General features: G+C 64.2%; 15 protein-coding genes. 10 read left to right on the top strand and 5 right to left on the bottom strand.

Translation table 11 applies throughout. The features are described from left to right. On the bottom strand, positions 1 to 681 hold a 681-nt coding region (locus ACN0X7_RS15195; RefSeq protein WP_417518752.1), incomplete at its 3' end, for a flagellin. Positions 682 to 995: 314 nt separating this feature from the next. Here ACN0X7_RS15195 and ACN0X7_RS15190 point away from each other — a divergent pair. The 9 genes from ACN0X7_RS15190 to ACN0X7_RS15150 all read left to right on the top strand — a co-directional run bounded on the left by ACN0X7_RS15190 (position 996) and on the right by ACN0X7_RS15150 (position 8,671). After that, positions 996 to 2,225: a hypothetical protein gene (locus ACN0X7_RS15190; RefSeq protein WP_417518750.1), complete on the top strand. Its 1,230-nt coding sequence runs from the start codon at positions 996 to 998 to the stop codon at positions 2,223 to 2,225. Between the two features lie 74 nt (positions 2,226 to 2,299). After that, positions 2,300 to 3,151, top strand: coding sequence for an MBL fold metallo-hydrolase (locus tag ACN0X7_RS15185; protein ID WP_417518748.1), 852 nt, complete (start codon positions 2,300 to 2,302; stop codon positions 3,149 to 3,151). 78 nt (positions 3,152 to 3,229) lie between these two features. Next, positions 3,230 to 4,033, top strand: a complete 804-nt coding sequence (locus ACN0X7_RS15180) for an N-acyl homoserine lactonase family protein (RefSeq protein ID WP_417518746.1) — start codon at positions 3,230 to 3,232, stop codon at positions 4,031 to 4,033. Further along, positions 4,033 to 4,743, top strand: coding sequence for a DUF1194 domain-containing protein (locus ACN0X7_RS15175; protein ID WP_417518744.1), 711 nt, complete (start codon positions 4,033 to 4,035; stop codon positions 4,741 to 4,743). Before ACN0X7_RS15180 ends, ACN0X7_RS15175 begins: the two co-directional genes overlap by 1 nt. Next, entirely contained in the window at positions 4,740 to 5,132 is a 393-nt protein-coding gene (locus ACN0X7_RS15170; protein WP_417518742.1) for a VOC family protein, read from the top strand. Before ACN0X7_RS15175 ends, ACN0X7_RS15170 begins: the two co-directional genes overlap by 4 nt. An 81-nt stretch (positions 5,133 to 5,213) precedes the next feature. After that, complete coding sequence (locus tag ACN0X7_RS15165) at positions 5,214 to 6,347, top strand: acyl-CoA dehydrogenase family protein (RefSeq protein ID WP_417518740.1); 1,134 nt, start codon at positions 5,214 to 5,216, stop codon at positions 6,345 to 6,347. An 81-nt stretch (positions 6,348 to 6,428) separates the two neighbouring features. Continuing rightward, positions 6,429 to 6,809, top strand: coding sequence for a GIY-YIG nuclease family protein (locus ACN0X7_RS15160; RefSeq protein WP_417518738.1), 381 nt, complete (start codon positions 6,429 to 6,431; stop codon positions 6,807 to 6,809). A gap of 145 nt (positions 6,810 to 6,954) precedes the next feature. Then, positions 6,955 to 8,013, top strand: a complete 1,059-nt coding sequence (locus ACN0X7_RS15155) for an enoyl-CoA hydratase/isomerase family protein (protein ID WP_417518736.1) — start codon at positions 6,955 to 6,957, stop codon at positions 8,011 to 8,013. A 49-nt stretch (positions 8,014 to 8,062) separates the two neighbouring features. Then, on the top strand, positions 8,063 to 8,671 hold the full coding sequence (locus ACN0X7_RS15150) for a pyridoxamine 5'-phosphate oxidase family protein (protein WP_417518734.1): 609 nt from the start codon (positions 8,063 to 8,065) through the stop codon (positions 8,669 to 8,671). A gap of 17 nt (positions 8,672 to 8,688) precedes the next feature. On the opposite strand, the gene ACN0X7_RS15145 is transcribed toward ACN0X7_RS15150, so the two are convergent. Beyond that, positions 8,689 to 9,834, bottom strand: a complete 1,146-nt coding sequence (locus ACN0X7_RS15145) for a HupE/UreJ family protein (RefSeq protein ID WP_417518732.1) — start codon at positions 9,832 to 9,834, stop codon at positions 8,689 to 8,691. On the opposite strand from ACN0X7_RS15145, the gene ACN0X7_RS15140 reads away from it, so the two are divergent. After that, the gene (locus tag ACN0X7_RS15140) at positions 9,833 to 10,660 is read left to right on the top strand and encodes a DUF4198 domain-containing protein (RefSeq protein WP_417518730.1); all 828 of its coding nucleotides are present in this window, start codon (positions 9,833 to 9,835) and stop codon (positions 10,658 to 10,660) included. The genes ACN0X7_RS15145 and ACN0X7_RS15140 overlap by 2 nt on opposite strands. Before the next feature lie 143 nt (positions 10,661 to 10,803). Here ACN0X7_RS15140 and gatB read toward each other — a convergent pair whose 3' ends face one another. The 3 genes from gatB to gatC are packed head-to-tail and all read right to left on the bottom strand — an operon-like array spanning position 10,804 to position 14,017. Further along, on the bottom strand, positions 10,804 to 12,252 hold the full coding sequence (gene gatB, locus ACN0X7_RS15135; RefSeq protein ID WP_417518728.1) for an Asp-tRNA(Asn)/Glu-tRNA(Gln) amidotransferase subunit GatB: 1,449 nt from the start codon (positions 12,250 to 12,252) through the stop codon (positions 10,804 to 10,806). After that, entirely contained in the window at positions 12,249 to 13,730 is a 1,482-nt protein-coding gene (gene gatA / locus ACN0X7_RS15130) for an Asp-tRNA(Asn)/Glu-tRNA(Gln) amidotransferase subunit GatA (RefSeq protein ID WP_417518726.1), read from the bottom strand. Before gatA ends, gatB begins: the two co-directional genes overlap by 4 nt. After that, positions 13,730 to 14,017, bottom strand: a complete 288-nt coding sequence (gene gatC / locus ACN0X7_RS15125) for an Asp-tRNA(Asn)/Glu-tRNA(Gln) amidotransferase subunit GatC (protein WP_417518724.1) — start codon at positions 14,015 to 14,017, stop codon at positions 13,730 to 13,732. Before gatC ends, gatA begins: the two co-directional genes overlap by 1 nt. Positions 14,018 to 14,145 lie beyond the last annotated feature (128 nt).

Here is a 14,145-nt window from a genome sequence, read left to right as displayed (position 1 = left end):
GACCCCCGTGGTCAGGGTATCCTGCAACTGCCCCACGAAATCCTTGTGGATTTCGAGGCTCTTCGCGTCCGTGCCCAGAGAGGCCAGACGCGAGTTGGCGGTCGCGATCGCGGCATCGACAGCCGAACGCGCGGCGGTGGAGTTCGTCGCGGTGGTGAGATCCACCGACGCGACACCCAGACCGGTGTTGGCTGACAGCTGCTGCGCCGACACGGTGATCGTCGATCCCGAATCGTTGGCCAGCACCGAGATGCTGGATGCCGAACCGTCAATCAGGTTCACGCCGTCAAACTCGGCATTGTTCACGATGGTGCTGATCTGGTCACGCAGCGCCGCAAAGTCCGCATTCAGGGCATTGCGGCTCGCAGTAGCCAGACTGGCATCGGTCGCGGCAACCGCCTTCTCCTTCATTTCGACGAGAAGATCGGAAATCGACTGGCCGGCCGCGATTGCGGTATCGGCTGCCGAAACGCCACGGTCGATGCTGTCCTTCACCGCATCCAGACCGGCAATGTTCGCACGGATGTTCTGGGCAATGGCGAACGTGGAGCCATCGTCCTTCGGTCCGGCGACCTTCAGGCCGGTATTGATGCGTGACTGAACCTCTTCCATCTGCTTGTTGGTGGAATTCAGGTTCTGCAGGGCAACCATCGCGCCCGAGTTGGTATTGACTGACAACATGAGGTTTCTCCGTTCTGAGTTTTTCAGATGATGTAACAGGGCGTTTTGCCCGTGCCCCGAAGATGGCAAGTGCTGCGCCAGAACCGCAGATTCATTAATTCATTGAAAAATATAGATAAATTATACGTCGCCTTGGCGACGGTGCGAAAGTTGCCGGGTCAAGCATGCCGGGTCAGGCATAAACTGCCGGTCTGTGACGCCGATTGCGGTGCGCACACGGCGGAGCGGCTATAGCGGTCTGCGAGATGATCGCATGAGCCCGCCCGTCCGGGTTCGCCGCCCGGCCCGTGGCTCGACTGACTTGAGGTTTCCCGATGCGTCTGCTGATTTCCGCCCTGCTGCTGGTTCTGTCGGGTCTGCCCGCGCTGGCGTTCTCTCCGGAGCCGCTGCATGGCGATGCCAACGGGATCGCCGCCCGCCTGGCGAAAATGCCGGGGTTCGACGGCGGCATCGTGGAAGACGCGGCCAGCGGGCTGGAGGGCTATCGCACCATCACCCTGGGCGGCCGGTCCGATGGCGCGATGTCCGCAAGACTGCTGGCGCGCGGGAACGACCTGATCGGGATTCGCTTCGACATCCCGCTGCTGCCGAAAGCCGATCCCGGCCTGTATGCCTTCACGGAAATCGCCACCTTGCTGGAACCGGAAATGGCGGACCTGAAGCTGAACGACACGCTGTCGCGTCGTGACGCCCTGAAAGGCTGGGCCAGCGAGATCGGAATCGAAAGCTGGATGCGGCCGCGCTACGGGGCCTATCGCGTCGAGCGCCGGGTCGGCGACAGCCTGTTCGTCTTCGAGGGTCAGCCGCTGCAGTCCTTCTGGATCGCGATCAGTCATGCCGGCAACCGGCATCCCGTGCTGGACCGGCTGAACCCCTTTCTGGATGCACAGGAACGCAAGGCCGCGACACCCGTGCTGACCGCCGTCGAGCGGGGCGAATACGCCCGCGCCCGCACACTGGTTCGCCCGCACGTCGAACGCGGCGCCCCCTGGGCCATGCTGGTGATCGCGGACTATGGCGAACCGGTCGGCGAGGGCCGGGAGATGTCGCTGGAAATCAACCGGATGCTGGAAGGCGCGGCGGATGCCGGCTACGCCCCGGCGCAGCATGTCCTGGGTCAACCTGATTCCAATTTCGCCGAGGCACGGCTGAAGAAGGCCGCGGCGGCAGGCTATGCGCCCGCGCTGGCGTTGAAGGCACGGCGTCTCTATGCCTCCGGTCGCGCCGACGATCCGGGCGCGCGCTGCGAGGAACTGGTCGCACTGCAGGGCGACGCGATGGCCCAGTTGCGCACCGTCTACCGCTATGCCGAGGGGGGCGGACGCCCGGACACCGCCTATTTCTGGGGACGGGTCACGCTGGAGACGTTCGGCGAAGCATCCAGCATCACCATCGACCGCTACATCCTGCACACGCTGGGCGTTCTGGAAGAGCGGTTGTCGCCGGAGGCACGGGCCGAACTGGAAGCCGACGCCGCCGACTGGAAGCCCAAGAGCTTCGCCGAGCTGAAGCCGCGCTACGAGAAGCTTGGCTGCCTCGACTGACCGGCAATTCCCTTCCGGGACGGAGATGCTCTAGGATCGTGCCACACGGTCATCCAATCTCCGGGGAGGGAACAATGCAAAGCTGGCAGATCGGCAAGGTCAAGGTCACCAAGATCGTCGAGATGGAGGTGCCCGGCGGCACCAAGTTCATCCTGCCGGATGCGACGAAGGAAGCCTGCCTGCCGTTCGAATGGATGCAGCCGCACTTCATGACGCCTGACGGGCGGCTGATCATGTCGATCCATGCGCTGGTCATCGACACCGGCGACCGGCGCATCGTGGTCGACACCTGCATCGGCAATGACAAGAAGCGCCGGATCCCCGCCTGGACCGATCTGGCCCTGCCCTTCATCGAGGACATGGCCGCCGCCGGCTATCCGGTCGACAGCATCGATACGGTGATGTGCACCCATCTGCACGTCGATCACGTCGGCTGGAACACGCGGCTGGTGGACGGCAAGTGGATCCCGACCTTCGCCGAGGCCCGCTATCTGATGGCCACGCCGGAATTCAACTACTGGCGCGATCAGGACACCGACGAGGAATCGCAGCAGATCTTCGCCGATTCGGTGCAGCCGGTGTTCGACGCCGGGCTGGTGGATTTCGTGGATACAACACATCAGATCTGCCCCGAAGTCCGCCTGCTGCCGACCCACGGCCACACGCCCGGCCATTGCAGCGTGCTGATCGAATCGGAAGGCGAACGCGCCATGATCACCGGCGATTTCGTCCACCACCCCTGCCAGATGGCCCGCGTCGACTGGTGCAGTACCGCCGACTACGACCGCGAGGCGGCACAGAAGACGCGCGAGGTCGTGTTCGACGCATACGCCGACACGCCGGTGCTGATCATCGGCACGCATTTCGCGGGCGCGACGGCAGGCCACCTGAAACGGGACGGCGACGCCTACCGGCTGGAGGTCTGACCGGTCCGCCCGGGCGCTTGCACGGATCGCCCTATTCAGCGCACATTTCCCCCGGATGTTTCTGCGGGGAGAAGATGAATGACCGACGCCAAGCCTTTCGAGGTCTATGCCATCAAGTACGCCGAGCGCGAGGCCCGGCGCGGCGATCACTTCATCGGCGGCGATCCGCACGACGCGCCCATGGACATGGACTATTTCATCTGGGCGCTGGTGCGCGAGGACAAGGTCTGGATCGTCGATACGGGATTCGATGTGCTGGACGCCGAACGGCGCAACCGGAAGCTTGTCCGTACCGTGCGCGACGGTCTGGGCCTGATCGGCATCGACAGCCACGCCATCGACGATGTGATCATCACCCACCTGCATTACGATCACATCGGCGGCTACGAACATTTCCCGAAGGCCCGGTTCCACCTGCAGGATGACGAGATGGCCTACGCCACGGGACGCCACATGACCCGTCCGGCGATCAATCACGCCTATACGGCCGACCATATCGCCGATCTGGTCTATCGCGTGTTCGAAGGCCGCGTCACCTTCCATGACGGTGAGGCCGAACTGGACGAGGGCCTGTCGGTGCACTGGGTCGGCGGCCACACGGCGGGGCTTCAGATCGTGCGGGTGTGGACGCGGCTCGGCTGGATCGTACTCGCTTCGGACGCCAGCCACTACTACGAGAACATGGAGGCCGACCGCCCCTTCGTGATCGTCTGGAACCAGGGCGAGATGCTGGACGCGTTCGACACCATGAAGCGGCTGTCGGACAACCCCGCATGGATTGTCCCCGGCCACGACCCGAAGGTCTTCGACCGTTACGACCCGCCGTCCGACGATCTGAAGGGCAAGGTGGTGCGGCTGGATGCGGAACCGAAAGCCGGGTGATGCGGCATCTGGCGGTTGTCACGGGTCTGCTGATCGCGCTGGCGTCGCCTCTGCGTGCCGAGACGGCAGCCGACGTCGCCATCGTGCTGGCGGTCGATGCCTCGTCTTCCGTGAACTACACCGAGTTCGGGCTGCAGATGACCGGCATCGCGAGGGCGCTGCGCAGCGCCGAGGTCCTGCGCACCGTCCGGAGCGGGCCGTCCGGGGCCGTCGCGATCACCATGGTCCAGTGGTCGGGACCGGAACAGGCACGGCAGGCCTTCCCGTGGCGGCTGGTGACCGATGTCGCGAGCGCCGAGGCACTGGCCGACGAGATCGAGAACACGCCGCGGTTCTTCCACGCCGGATCGACGGCGGTTGGCCGGGCCCTGATGGTGTCGGCCAGCATGTTCGCGAAACTGCCGTGGCCCGCCGGACGCCGTGTCATCGATGTCTCGGGCGATGGACAGAATACCGACAATCCGCCCGTCGCGCCCGTGCGCGCCGCGGTCCTGGGCCAGGGCATCACCATCAACGGCCTGCCGATCCTGGCGCAGGAGAAGGACATCGACCGCTACTACCGGGAGCGCGTGATCGGCGGCGAGAACGCCTTCGTGGAGGTGGCCGATGATTACGAGGCGTTCGAGGCGGCCATGACCCGGAAGCTGATCCGCGAGATACGAAGCGATCCGCTGCTGTCGGCGCTGGAGCCGTCGAAGGTGCGGCAATGATCTCCGCATCGACACCGCTGCGCGTCGTCCGTCCGACCCGGGACATCGATGCCGTGCATCGCTTCTATGTCGGCCTTCTGGGCCTGACCGAAGTCTACCGGTTCGAGGACAAGGACGGTTTCGACGGCCTGATCGTCAGCATTCCCGGTGCGGACTACCAGCTTGCCTTCACCCGCCAGCACACCGATCCCGAACCGCCCCGGCCCGGTCCGGAGAACCAGATCGTGTTCTATATGCCGGATCGGAGCCAGTGGCAGCGAATGGTGAACCGCCTCGCGGAATCCGGGGTGGCGCAGGTCCGGCCCGGCAATCCCTACTGGCTGGAGAACGGCGCAACGTTCGAGGACCCGGACGGTTATCGTATCGTCCTGCAGAACGCGATGCCATGAGACGCCCTCGGGCCGCGACGTTGACCGCCGATCCGGGTTCTTCTATCTCCTGAAGGGTCAGACTGGCCTGGGGAGGATCACATGGCATTGACGGAAGACCAGATTGCCTTTCAGGACGCCGCGCGCAGCTTTGCCGAGGCCGAGATGGTGCCCCACGCCGCGCAGTGGGACGCCGAGAAGATCTTTCCCGTCGATACCCTGCGGCAGGCAGCGGAACTCGGCTTCGCCGGCATCTATGTGGCCGAGGCGCACGGCGGTTCGGCGCTTTCGCGTCTGGACGCCGCGATCATCTTCGAGGAACTGGCGGCGGGCTGCACCTCGACGGCGGCCTATATCTCGATCCACAACATGGCGACCTGGATGATCGACCGCTTCGGCGATGACGAGGTCCGCGCGCGCTTCGTGCCGGACCTGTGCACGATGAACCATTTCGCCAGCTACTGCCTGACCGAGCCGGGCTCGGGGTCGGATGCCGCGAGCCTGAAGACGAAGGCTGTGCGCGACGGCGACCACTATGTGATCAACGGATCGAAGGCCTTCATCTCGGGCGGCGGGCGGGCCGATGTCTATGTTTGCATGGTCCGCACCGGCGACGAGGGTCCGGGCGGCGTCACCTGCATCGCCGTCGAGAAGGATACGCCGGGGCTGAGCTTCGGCGCGCAGGAACGGAAGATGGGCTGGAACAGTCAGCCCACGGCGATGGTGCTGTTCGATGACTGCCGCGTGCCCGTGGCCAACCGCATCGGCGCTGAGGGCGAAGGCTTCAGGATCGCCATGGCCGGACTGGACGGCGGGCGGATCAACATCGGGGCCTGTTCCATCGGCGCCGCACGCGCCTGCCTGGAACGCACCATCGATTACGTGAAGGACCGCAAGCAGTTCGGCCAGCGCATCGCCGATTTCCAGAACACGCAGTTCAAGCTGGCCGACATGGCGACCGAGCTGGAAGCCGCCCGGATGATGATCCGGGGCGCGGCCGCGAAGCTGGACGACGGCGCACCGGACCGCACGCAGGCCTGCGCCATGGCCAAGCGCTTTGCGACCGATGTCGGGTTCGAGGTCTGCAACGATGCACTGCAACTGCACGGCGGCTACGGCTATCTGATGGATCACCCGATCGAACGCTACCTGCGCGACTGCCGGGTGCATCAGATCCTGGAAGGCACCAACGAGATCATGCGCGTCGTGATCAGCCGCAAACTGCTGGCCGATTGAAGCTTTTTTGGTCATGCCCGCCTTGAGCGGGCATCCAGCGGTCACAACTCAGACCACCTCCCTCTTGGAAAAAACACATCGATGCGGCACAGCCATTTCATCTACATCCTGACCAATCAGAGAAACGGAACACTGTACACCGGGATGACCAACGACCTCGTGAAGAGGTGCGCCCAGCACCGGTCGGGCAAAGGCAGCGCCTTCACTGAAAAGCATCACATCAAGTATCTGGTTTGGTACGAAGGTCACGCTGGCGCAGCGAGTGCCATCGCCCGGGAAAAAAGCGTCAAGAGATGGGAGAGAACATGGAAACTGGAAGCCATAGAAAAGGTGAATCCCGATTGGCATGATTTGAGTTTCTCATTAGGAGGGGCCGCGATAGAGGCTTGCCCGATGATCCCCGATCCATACGGTTCTGCTGATCGTTTCCCGCCACGATCGAATGCGGGAATTGAGAGATGAACAAGCGGTCGACGTTCGTATCCGGTCAGGAAAGCTGGTCCCCCGGTCAAGCCGGGGGTGACTTTTATCGGGATTTCGACTTTGAGTCGGACAAGGGCAGAACGCCGCGATGCACAGACAACAATGCGGAGCATTAGGAGCCAAGATGACCGACACATCCGACGAGATCGTCTTCGGACGCGAGGGCGGGCTGGCAACGGTGCTGCTGAACCGCCCGAAGGCGCTGAACGCGCTGACCCATGAGATGTGCGTGGCGCTGGACGGCGAACTGCACGGCTGGGCGGACGACGACAGCGTGAAGGCCGTGCTGGTGCGCGGCGCGGGCGAGAAGGCCTTCTGCGCCGGTGGCGATATCGTGAAGCTGTACGAGGAAGGCCGCGCGGGCGGACAGTATCCGTATGACTTCTATCATGACGAATACCGCACCAACGCGCTGATCCACTACTATCCCAAGCCCTACATCAGCCTGCTGGACGGCATCGTCATGGGCGGCGGCTGTGGCGTGTCGATTCCCGGCAGCCACCGGATCGCCACCGAGAAGGTGATGTTCGCCATGCCCGAGACCGGCATCGGCCTGTTCCCGGATGTCGGCGGCTCGTTCTTCCTGTCGCGCTGTCCGTGCCATGTCGGCGAGTATCTCGCGCTGACCGGCGCGCGCCTGAAGGCCGCCGACTGCGTCTATGCGGGCGTCGCGGACGTGCATGTGCCCTCCGGCAAGCTGGACGCGCTGTCGGCGAAGCTGGCCGAAACCGATGTGCGCGATTTCGACCATGCGACAGCCGTGATCGGTGCGTTTTCAGAAGATCCCGGCGCATCAGCCCTGGCTGAATCGCGCGACGAGATCGACCGGTTCTTCAGTCTCGGCAGCGTCGAGGAGATCGTCTCGGCCCTGCAGGCGGACGGCGGCGAATGGGCAGCGAAACAGGCGAAGACCATCCTTTCCAAATCGCCCACGTCGTCGAAGATCGCCCTGCGGCAGGTACGCGAGGGGGCGTCGCGCGACTTCTACCACTGCATGCAGATGGAATGGCGCATGGTGAACCGGATCATCGCCGGGCACGACTTCTACGAAGGCACCCGGGCGACGGTGATCGACAAGGACCAGACGCCGAAATGGCAGCCCGGCACGCTGGAAGAGGTCGATCAGGCAGCCGTCGATGCCTACTTCGCGCCGCTGGACAAGGGCGACCTCTCGTTCGACTGACGGGTTTGCCGCACTATCTGGTGGAGATCACCCCTGTTGGAGCGCGCCCATGCTGAAAGTTCAGGAAAACCCGTCCTTCTCGCCCACGGTGAAACAGGCGCAGGCGCAGCGCGGTTCCCGCCGCCAGTATGCCCGCGTGGAGGACAATCAGGGCTGGCGCGCAGAGGTGGACGAAGAACTGGCCAGCTTCATCGCCGCGCGTGACTCGTTCTACATCTCGACGGTCAGCAGCGACGGCCAGCCCTATATCCAGCATCGCGGCGGCCCGCGCGGGTTTCTGAAGGTGCTGGATCCGACCACGCTGGCCATCGCCGACTTCGCCGGTAACCGGCAATATGTCAGCCTGGGCAATCTGGCCGACAATCCGAAGGCGATGATCTTCCTGATGGACTACGCCAACCGCCGGCGGGTCAAGCTGTGGGTCGAGGCGGAAGTCATCGAAGGCGACAAAGCCCTGATGCGACACCTCTCCGACCCGGACTACAGGGCCCAGGTCGAGCGCGTCATCCGCTTCGACCTGAAGGCCTGGGAGATCAACTGCCACCAGCACATTACCCCGCGCCATGACGAGGAGATGCTGCAGATGGTCAATCAGAAGCTGCTGCAGCGCGTCGCCGATCTGGAACGGGAAATCGAGGCGCTGAAGACGAACAGCTGAGCTCTGCGGCGAGTTGCCTAGATGACGCCCACGCGCTCGAACGTCCAGTACAGTCCGATCAGCGCGATCACCAGCGAGATCGGGATGACAACCACCCGCCGGTAGGTCTTTTCCGGAATGCCCCAGATTCCGACGGCGAGGAACGCGGCTAGAATGACCGCGAGCTGCCCGGCCTCGACGCCGATGTTGAACCCGATCAGCGCCTCGACGAACTCGCCGCGCGGCAGCCCCAGGTCGGTCAGCACACCGGCGAAGCCCAGACCGTGCAGCAGACCGAAGCCGAAGACGACAAAGGGCCGCCACGGACTGAGCCGCGACATGAAGATATTCTCGATCGCGACATAGGCAATCGAGAGTGCGATCAGCGGTTCCACGATGCTGGCCGGCAGTTCGAGCACGCCGTAGAGCGACAGCGCCAGCGTGATCGAATGGGCCACGGTGAAGGTCGTGACCTGCACCAGCAGGGGCCGCATGTTGCGCGACAGCAGGAACAGCCCCAGCACGAACAGGATGTGGTCCAGCCCCTTGGGCACGATGTGGATGAAGCCGACATGGATGTAGTCGACGATCACTTCGACGGAGGACCGCTCGGGCACCAGCCCGTCCAGCGGCAGCGAGCGCGTATCGGTCCCGTCCGCCAGCCAGTGGGTCTGGAACTCGGCATCGCCCTCGCGCTTCATCTTCAGCGCAATCGATCCATAGGCCCTCGGATAGGACCAGGTGAAACGTTCGGCACCGGACGGTATCGACCCTTCGAACACGACGTCGCTGACCCGCGTCAGTTCCGCGTTCCCGACGGCGCGCGGCGCGATGGATATCAGCTCGGGCCGCACAATCGTGCCATCGAACTGCAGGGCAAGGCCGTCCAGTACCGTGTCGATATTCTGCCGGAAGGCCTCGGCGAATGCGTCGGGCGACAGGGCCCGGTACCGGTCATAGACCTCGGCCTGCGGGCTGTCGTCGGTGTCGGCATAGCCGGGCCCGATGTCGGCCAGCATGGCTTCGGCAATCACGTCGGCGTCGATGCGGAAACGCCCGTCCTGCTGGAAGACGATCTCGACCACGGAAGGTTTGATCTCGTGCGCGGTCGCGGGCAAGCTGCACAGCATCGCGGCGAGGGCCGCAGCAAACCAGATGCTCTTCCGTAGCGTAAAGGCTGACATGATGATCGCACTCCTGAAAACGTCACTGACCGGCCTTCTGTTCGCCGTCGCCGCGACCCTGTCCACCGCCTACGCGCATGAGTTCTGGCTGGAGCCATCCAAGAGCCGCGCCTCGGTCGACGAAGAAATACCCATCACCATCGCCGTAGGCCAGAACTTCGTGGGCGACACGATCCCCTACATCCCCGATTCCGCCGTTCGGTTCGATGTCTACGGTCCCGGCGGCAAGACGGAAGACGCCAGTGCCGGCTTTGCGGCGGATCCAGGCGGCATCGTGCGCCCGGCGGGCCGCCCCGGCCTGTACATCGTCGCCTACCAGAACAAGGGCAACCGCATCACCATCGACGCGCCGACCTTCAACACCTACCTGGAAACCGAGGGACTGGATCACATTCTGGACCATCGCAGGGCCAACGGTCTGATGGATCAGCCGGGCCAGGAGTTCTACACGCGGTTTCCGAAGACCTGGGTGCTGGCCGGCGACAATATCGATGCAGGCCGCTGGGCCGCCGCACCGTCGAACCTGACCTTCGAGATGGTGCCGGTGTCCAACCCGTTCGTGCTGCGGTCGGGCGATCTGCTGACCCTGCAGGTGCTCTACGCGGGCAAGCCGATGCCCGGCATTCTGGTCAGCACCTTCGTGAAGGGCCACCCGGAGCGCGTGCAGGCCGTGCGGTCAGGCCCCGACGGCCGCGCCACCGTCAGCATCGACCGCAAGGGCCGCTGGCTGTTCGCCGCCGTCCACGCCATCGCCGCCGAGGATCGCGCCACCGTCGACTGGGAAAGCTTCTGGACCAGTCTGACCCTGGACGTGCCCGCGCGGTAGCCCGGCCAAGACCCGCACAAACCCGCACCGGGACTTGATCCCGGTGCCCAGTCTGGCATGACATGGCTGGAACGTTCCGGAAATCGAATATCGGCATCGCCGCCACAACAGGCCCGGAAAAGACCGCTGCCTGACGTTGCCTCCTACCCCAGAATCTTCGCCTTCAGGATCTCGTTGACGGCCTGCGGGTTGGCCTTTCCCTTCGACGCCTTCATCACCTGACCGGTGAACCAACCCAGCAGCTTTTCCTTGCCACCCTGCACCTCGGCGACCTTGTCGGGGTTCTCGGCGATCACCTGATCGGCGAAGGCCTCGATGGCGCCGGTGTCGGTGACCTGCTTCAGGCCCTTCTCCTCGATGATGGCGTCCGGGTCCTGCCCGGTTTCGCACATGATCTCGAAGACTTCCTTGGCGATGCGGCCCGAGATGGTCTTGTCGGAGATCCGGTCGATCAACTGTCCCAGTTGCCCGGCCTTCACCGGGCTGTCGCCGATGTCATGGCCCGCCTTGTTCAGGAACCCGAACAGATCGGTCGTCACCCAGTTGGAGGCCAGCTTGGCATCGCGTCCCTTCGCCACCGCTTCGTAATAGTCGGCGGCCGCACGGTCGCTGGTCAGGGTCTTCGCGTCATAGGCGGACAGGCCGAACTCCTCGATGAACCGCGCCTTCTTGGCATCAGGCAGTTCCGGCAGGTTGCGGCGGATCTGTTCGACCCATTCGGCCTCCATCTCCAGCGGCAGCAGGTCGGGATCGGGGAAGTACCGGTAATCGTGCGCCTCTTCCTTCGAGCGCATGGAGCGCGTCACACCCTTGTTGGGATCGAACAGGCGGGTTTCCTGCGTGATCGACCCGCCGTCTTCCAGAATATCCACCTGGCGGCGGGCTTCATATTCGATCGCCTGACGGATGAAGCGCATGGAGTTCACGTTCTTGATCTCGCAGCGCGTACCCAGGTCATCGCCGGGCTTGCGCACCGACACGTTCACGTCCGCGCGCAGCGAGCCTTCGGCCATCACGCCGTTGCAGGTGCCCAGATAGACGACAATCTGCTGCACCTTCTCGACATAGGCAGAGGCTTCTTCCGGCGAGCGCATGTCCGGATCGGAAACGATTTCCATCAGCGCCACGCCGCAGCGGTTCAGGTCGACATAGGACATCGACGGATGCTGGTCATGGAGCGACTTGCCTGCGTCCTGCTCCAGATGCAGGCGTTCCACGCCGATCCGTTTGGTGGTGCCGTCCGACAGATCGATATCCACGTGGCCGCGCCCGACGATGGGCTGCTTGAACTGGCTGATCTGATAGCCCTGCGGCAGATCGGGATAGAAATAGTTCTTCCGGTCGAACACCGAACAGAGATTGATCTCGGCGTTCAGGCCCATGCCGGTCTTCACGGCCTGTTCGATGCAGCGTTCGTTGATGGTTGGCAGCATGCCCGGCATGCCGCCGTCGACGAAGCTGACCTGGCTGTTCGGAACGGCCCCGAATTCGGTCGAGGCCCCTGAGAACAGCTTGGCGTTCGATGTCACCTGGGCATGGATTTCCAGACCCAGCACGATTTCCCATTCGCCCGTGGCGCCCTGGATCATCATGATTTCACCCACCACTTGTTCGGGGTTGCGTCGAAGCCGGCGGCGCTTTCCAGCACCCCGGCCACACGGAACAGCGTTTCCTCGTCGAAGGCCGGGCTGAGGATCTGCAGCCCCAGCGGCAGCCCGCCTTTCGACAGGCCGACGGGCACCGATGCGCCGGGCAGTCCGGCCATGGATGCGGGCACCGTGAAGATGTCGTTCAGATACATGGAGATCGGATCGCCGGCCTTGTCGCCCTCGGCGAACGCCGCGCTCGGCGTGGTCGGGGTCAGGATGGCGTCCACCTTCTCGAAGGCCTGCTCGAAATCCTGCAGGATCAGCGTCCGGACCTTCTGCGCCTTCAGGTAATAGGCGTCGTAATAGCCTGCCGACAGCACATAGGTACCGATCATCACGCGGCGCTGAACCTCGTTGCCGAAGCCCTCGGCGCGGGTGCGCTCGTAGGTGTCAGTCAGATCCTCGCCGTTGACGCGCAGGCCGAAGCGCATGCCGTCATAGCGCGCCAGGTTCGACGAGGCCTCGGCGGGCGCGACGATGTAATAGCAGGGCAGCGCGTATTTCGTGTGCGGCAGGTTGATGTGGACGATCTCCGCCCCCGCGTCCTTCAGCATCGCCTCGCCCTTCCGCCAGAGCGCCTCGATCTCCTCGGGCATGCCGTCCATGCGGTATTCGGCAGGGATGCCGATCTTCAGCCCCCGGATGTCGCCGGTCAGCGCGGCCTCGAAATTCGGCACCGGCATGTCGACGGAGGTTGAATCCTTCGGATCGAACCCGGCCATCGCGCCCAGCATGATCGCCGCGTCGCGCACCGTGCGCGTCATCGGCCCGGCCTGATCCAGCGACGAGGCGAAGGCCACCGTGCCCCAGCGGCTGCACCGGCCATAGGTCGGTTTCACACCGACGATTCCAGTGAAGGCCGCGGGCTGGCGGATCGACCCGCCGGTGTCCGTGCCGGTCGCCGCGACGACGCAATGCGCTGCCACCGACGACGCCGACCCGCCCGACGAACCGCCGGGCACATACTTGCGGTTGTCGCCCTCGGGTGCCCAGGGGTTGATCGCGGTGCCGTAGAAGCTGGTCTCGTTGGACGAGCCCATGGCGAACTCGTCCATGTTCAGCTTGCCCAGCATCACCGCACCCGCGTCCCAGAGATTCTGGCTGATGGTCGATTCATAGGGCGGCCTGAAGCCGTCGAGGATGTGGCTGCCGGCGGTGGTCAGCACGTCCCTGGTGCAGAACAGGTCCTTCATGCCGATCGGCAGCCCTTCCATCGCCCCCAGATCGCCCTTCGCCCGGCGCGCGTCGGACGCCTTGGCCATCTCGCGCGCCTTCCCGGGTGTTTCCGAGATGAAGGCGTTCAGCGGGCGTGCGGCCTCGACGGCGGCGATATAGGCCTCGGTCAGTTCGACGGAGGTGAAGTCGCCCCGGTTCAGCCCGTCGCGGGCCTCGGCCAGGGTCAGTGCGGTCAGATCGCTCATTATTCGACCACCTTGGGGACGGCAAAGAAGTTCATGTCGGATTCGGGCGCGTTGGCGGTGACCTGTTCGGCCTGATCGCCGTCGGTCACCACGTCGGGACGCCAGCGCAGCTTCTGCTTCGCGACCGAGGTCATGGGCGCGACATTGGCGGTATCCACCTCGTCGAGTTGCTCGACGAAGCCGATGATCTGGTTCAGTTCCGCGCCCAGCGCTTCCAGCCGGTCATCCTCGACCCTGATCCGCGCCAGCTTGGCGACGCGCGCGACCGTTTCCTTGTCCAGAGACATGCATTCTCACCATGTGATGAAGGGGGCCGGAAGCCCCCGGAATATGAGGCGGTTTCCTAGCAGCGGCGCGATGGGGCGGCAAGGGGATTGGGGTATTTGTGGTCGCTACATTGCTGAGCAGAACGAAA

Origin of the sequence: Minwuia sp., assembly GCF_048263705.1 — a bacterium.
Taxonomy (GTDB): domain Bacteria; phylum Pseudomonadota; class Alphaproteobacteria; order Minwuiales; family Minwuiaceae; genus Minwuia.
This window is presented reverse-complemented; position numbering and strand designations above follow the sequence as displayed.

Excerpts from the sequence above, each read along its gene's own strand:
- gatC (WP_417518724.1), bottom strand. The coding sequence starts at position 14,017 with ATGTCTCTGGACAAGGAAACGGTCGCGCGCGTCGCCAAGCTGGCGCGG.
- ACN0X7_RS15170 (WP_417518742.1), top strand. The coding sequence starts at position 4,740 with ATGATCTCCGCATCGACACCGCTGCGCGTCGTCCGTCCGACCCGGGAC.
- ACN0X7_RS15160 (WP_417518738.1), top strand. The coding sequence starts at position 6,429 with ATGCGGCACAGCCATTTCATCTACATCCTGACCAATCAGAGAAACGGA.
- gatA (WP_417518726.1), bottom strand. The coding sequence starts at position 13,730 with ATGAGCGATCTGACCGCACTGACCCTGGCCGAGGCCCGCGACGGGCTG.
- gatB (WP_417518728.1), bottom strand. The coding sequence starts at position 12,252 with ATGATGATCCAGGGCGCCACGGGCGAATGGGAAATCGTGCTGGGTCTG.
- ACN0X7_RS15180 (WP_417518746.1), top strand. The coding sequence starts at position 3,230 with ATGACCGACGCCAAGCCTTTCGAGGTCTATGCCATCAAGTACGCCGAG.
- ACN0X7_RS15150 (WP_417518734.1), top strand. The coding sequence starts at position 8,063 with ATGCTGAAAGTTCAGGAAAACCCGTCCTTCTCGCCCACGGTGAAACAG.
- ACN0X7_RS15165 (WP_417518740.1), top strand. The coding sequence starts at position 5,214 with ATGGCATTGACGGAAGACCAGATTGCCTTTCAGGACGCCGCGCGCAGC.
- ACN0X7_RS15145 (WP_417518732.1), bottom strand. The coding sequence starts at position 9,834 with ATGTCAGCCTTTACGCTACGGAAGAGCATCTGGTTTGCTGCGGCCCTC.
- ACN0X7_RS15190 (WP_417518750.1), top strand. The coding sequence starts at position 996 with ATGCGTCTGCTGATTTCCGCCCTGCTGCTGGTTCTGTCGGGTCTGCCC.
- ACN0X7_RS15185 (WP_417518748.1), top strand. The coding sequence starts at position 2,300 with ATGCAAAGCTGGCAGATCGGCAAGGTCAAGGTCACCAAGATCGTCGAG.
- ACN0X7_RS15140 (WP_417518730.1), top strand. The coding sequence starts at position 9,833 with ATGATGATCGCACTCCTGAAAACGTCACTGACCGGCCTTCTGTTCGCC.
- ACN0X7_RS15155 (WP_417518736.1), top strand. The coding sequence starts at position 6,955 with ATGACCGACACATCCGACGAGATCGTCTTCGGACGCGAGGGCGGGCTG.
- ACN0X7_RS15175 (WP_417518744.1), top strand. The coding sequence starts at position 4,033 with ATGCGGCATCTGGCGGTTGTCACGGGTCTGCTGATCGCGCTGGCGTCG.